Origin of the sequence: Mycobacterium sp. (genome assembly GCF_035623875.1) — a bacterium.
In the GTDB taxonomy this organism is placed as follows: domain Bacteria; phylum Actinomycetota; class Actinomycetes; order Mycobacteriales; family Mycobacteriaceae; genus Mycobacterium.
Genome location: NZ_DASPSP010000230.1, coordinates 1 through 3,964, shown reverse-complemented (window position 1 = coordinate 3,964; position 3,964 = coordinate 1). Strand labels below are relative to the sequence as shown.

The 3,964-nt window shown below is 64.4% G+C and carries 2 protein-coding genes and 2 pseudogenes; all 4 read left to right on the top strand.

Features of this window, described 5'->3' with window-relative positions; genetic code table 11:
* A pseudogene (locus tag VEI45_RS18810) lies at nt 1-430 on the top strand (alkene reductase); the annotation flags it as partial.
* Nucleotides 431-541: 111 nt separating this feature from the next.
* Nucleotides 542-2,299, top strand: a complete 1,758-nt coding sequence (locus VEI45_RS18805; protein ID WP_414687526.1) for a CocE/NonD family hydrolase — start codon at nt 542-544, stop codon at nt 2,297-2,299.
* A 331-nt stretch (nt 2,300-2,630) separates the two neighbouring features.
* Nucleotides 2,631-3,710: an acyl-CoA dehydrogenase family protein gene (locus VEI45_RS18800; protein ID WP_324855932.1), complete on the top strand. Its 1,080-nt coding sequence runs from the start codon at nt 2,631-2,633 to the stop codon at nt 3,708-3,710.
* A 107-nt stretch (nt 3,711-3,817) separates the two neighbouring features.
* Nucleotides 3,818-3,964 (top strand): annotated as a pseudogene (locus VEI45_RS18795) (acyl-CoA dehydrogenase); the annotation flags it as partial.

Below are 3,964 nucleotides of genomic sequence, written 5' to 3'. Positions count from 1 at the left end.
TGTCGCCGAGGCGATCGGCGCCCACCGCGTGGGACTACGAATCTCACCGACCAACCCGCTCAACGACATCGTCGAGGACGGCTACCGCGACACCTACCAGGCGCTGGTTGACGCGTTAACGCCGATCGGCCTGGCTTACCTGCACGTCATGGAAGCCTCCGACCGCGAACTGACCGTCGTTTTGCGCAAGCGCTTTGCCGGCCTGTTCATCCTCAACCCGGCAACCCCGGGCTCGCTGACCAACCTCGACGCCCTCGAGCTGATTGAGGACGGCACCGCCGACATGATCGCGTTCGCCAGCCTGTTCCTGGCCAACCCCGACCTACCGGCGCGGCTGGCCGCCGGAGGCCCGTTCAATGACCCCGATCGGGCTACCTTCTACGGCGGCGACGAGCGCGGCTACACCGACTACTCCCGCCTTAGTGCATGACCTCGGCCCAACCAGCAGCAAACACACCAACTGTCGGGCACTGCCCCTCCTGGACACCCTGCCCGACTTATCTCAACGCAACAGGAAGTTTTGGAGAGCACCATGAGCACCATGAGCACCATCTCGAAGCGTGTAGCCGGAACCGAACCAGGCCAACGCCAACTGAACGGGCCGCAGACATCAGGGCGTGGGTTCCGCAACCTGAGCCAACCGCGGTACTCCACACGTCGGAACATCAACGTCAAGATTCCGATGCGGGACGGAATCGAGCTGGTGGCCGACATCTTCGGCCCGGACGCCGAAGGGTCGTTTCCGGCACTGGTGGCCGCGTCCCCGTACGCCCGGCAAATCCAGGACCTCGGCGCGCCGGCCGGATTCATCGAGGCCGGGGCCACCGACTTCTGGGTGCCGCGTGGCTACGTCCACGCCATCGTGAATCTGCGCGGAACCGGGGGCTCCGGTGGGACTTTCACCTTATTTGACACTCAAGAACGCCACGACATGCACGACCTGATCGAGTGGGTGGGTCAACAACCATGGTGTGACGGCAATGTCGGGATGCTGGGCATCAGCTACTTCGCCATGACGCAACTCGAGGCCGCCGTCGAGCGACCCCCACATCTCAAGGCCATCTTTCCGTTCGGTGCCACCAGCGATCTCTACGATGCCGTGTCGCACCACGGCCTGCCCAGCACGAAGTTTGTCAGTTTATTTCTGTCGATGCTCGGGCTGACGGCAACCAAGAGCGATCGGTTCTACCGCAGCGCACCTTTCGCCGTGGCCCGCCGCATCCTGAACTTGCCGCCGGTGCACAAGAAGTTCGCCACCATGAACGGGGAATCCTCCAACGGAATCCTCAACCTGCTCATGAAGCTGCCCCACCCACCCGAGCCCTGGGATGAGCTTTGGCAAGACGCCGTGGTAAAGCACCCGCTGCGGGATGCGTGGTGGGACGACCGCGACCTGACTCCACTGCTCGAGACCATTGATATCCCGGTCTACATGGGTTGTGACTGGGAGAACGCGCCGCTTCATCTGCCGTCGACCTTCTCCGCACTGCCAAATCTGACCAAAAGCCCTTGTGTCCGGGTCGCAATGCTCGGCAAATATGGCATGACCTGGCCTTGGGAGAGCCTGCACATCGAAGCGCTCGCGTGGTACGACCATTGGCTCAAGGGACAGGACACCGGCATCCTCGAGGGTCCGGAATTCCGCTACTTCCTGCCCGAAGCCGGTGAGTGGAAGGCGGTGGAGTCATGGCCACCGCCCGGCAGTTCACACCGTGAATTCGCGTTGCGCGCCGACGGGGGCTTGGCCACCGACGAGGGCGAACCCGGCAGCCGCGAGTACATGACCCTGGGAGAAGGACTGAACCGAGCCAGGCCCAGCGCGATCGACCCGCCCTCGATGCTGACCTGGACCAGCGCACCGCTGGCCGAAGACCTCGACGTGGCCGGCGACATCGAACTGCGACTGGTCGCCTCGGCAACGGCGTCGGACACCGGGTGGATCGTGGTTGTGTCCGACATCGCCGACGACGGCTCGCTGGTCGACCACCTAAGCAGCGGGTGGCTGCGGGCCAGCCTGCGCGAGATCGACGAAGACGCCAGCCGCCCGGGCGCTCCGGTCCTGCCGTGCCGGACCGCCGCCGCGGTCCCGGTCGGCCAAGACGTCGTCTACCGAATCCCCTTGCTCCCCAACGCCCGTCGATTCCGGAGCGGACACCGCATCCGCTTGACGATCACCAGCGATGACCAGAACCCGGAATTTCCGGCGATCATGAACTTCCGCCATGCTCCCGTCGGCACCAGCACCATCAACACCATCCGTTCCTCATCGCGGCTGCTACTGCCGGTACTCCGAAGCTGACTTCCGCGCGATCGGAGCAGCGATTCGTCTCAGGCGAGATGAGACACGATGCGATACTCCCGAAGCTCAAAGATCTGAGGCAGGAAACGATCACTCCCGAATCTCTACAAACGAGACACCGTGCGGTATCGCCGGTCACAATCAGCCCGCTAGGCTAGCCACCGCACCCATTGAAACGACTCTCGTTTGCCGTGGACCAATTCACGGGGTCCGGTCAGGATCGCGGGGGTGTGGTGCGGAATCCGCTGCTTCCCTCTCACGGCGCTGATGGGTTATGGTCTGACCTAAGGACCATTTATTCAATTCGGCAGAGGCGGCAGGAGAAAAGCTGATGCGATGGGAACTCTCCGAAGAGCAAGAGCTGTTCACCACCTCGCTGCGCGAGTGGTTGGGCCAACGGGCCGAGCCAGCTGCGGTCCGCGCCTGGTTGGATGCCGGCGACCTTTCCAGCTTCGAGCGGCTCTTTGCCGGTGAGGGGTGGGCCGGGGTTGGCTTTGACGAGGAGCTCGGCGGCCAGGGCGGTGGCCTTCTGGAGCTTGCGCTTACCGCGCGAGAACTTGGGCGGGCGGCGGCGCCGTCGGCTAGCTGGTTGCAGTCGGCGATTGTTGTGCCGGCGCTGGCCGACGAGCCGGCGTTGGCGCGCGCCGCGTGCGAGTCTGGTGAGGTGACCGCGTTGGCGGTACGGGCCGATCGCATTCCGGCCGTGTCGTCCTCGGTGGAGAGCCGGGCTGACCGGTTGCATGGACGCATCCCGTGCGTACTGGGCGCCACCCGGGCGGCGCGATTTGTGGTTCCCGTGGCCGATGATGGGTCTCTGTCGCTCTGGCTGGTGGAGGGCGCTGACCACGGTGTGGGGCTTCACCCACGGTCGTTGCTGGACCGCTCGCGCGACGCGGCTGATGTCACCCTTGACGATGTACCGGCACGGCGGCTCGACACCGACGCGACCGCGGCGATCACCGAAATCGCCACCCGAGCAGCCGTTCTGGTGGCCGCCGACGCATTGGGCGCATCGGAACGGATGCTCCAACTCGCGGTCGATTACAGCAAGCAACGACAGCAGTTCGGCCAGCCGATCGGAGCGTTCCAGGCGGTCAAACATGCCGCCGCGCAGATGTTGGTCACGGTGGAGTCCTCGTTGTCCATTGTCTGCTACGCGGCAGAGTCGGCAGAGGAGGGTCTGCCCGAGCGCGCGACCCATGCGGCGGTCGCCAAGGCGCAGGTCACCGGCGCCTGCGCCTCGCTCGCCGATAGTGCGCTGACCCTGCACGGCGCCATTGGCTACACGTGGGAGCACGATCTGCACCTCTTCTACAAGCGGGCCAAGCTCGACCGCGTGCTATTCGGCACACCGGCCGCCTGGAACGAGCGCATAGCGGACGTACTGCCGTTACTGCCAGCCACGGCGTGACCATCCGGAGGTGACGCGCGCCTCAACATGCGGCCTTCCTTTTTGGTCTGTCCATTAGTATGATTAGTCCTTAGATCGAACACCCCCGATGTCGAGTGGAGAGCGTCGTGGACTTCCAGCTGAGCGATGACCAGCAGACGATCCGCGCTGCGGTCGCCGAACTTGCAGGCAAGTTCGACGACCACTACTGGATGACCAAGGACCAACAGCACGAGTTCCCGACCGAGTTTTACGAGGCGTTCGCCGAAGGCGGC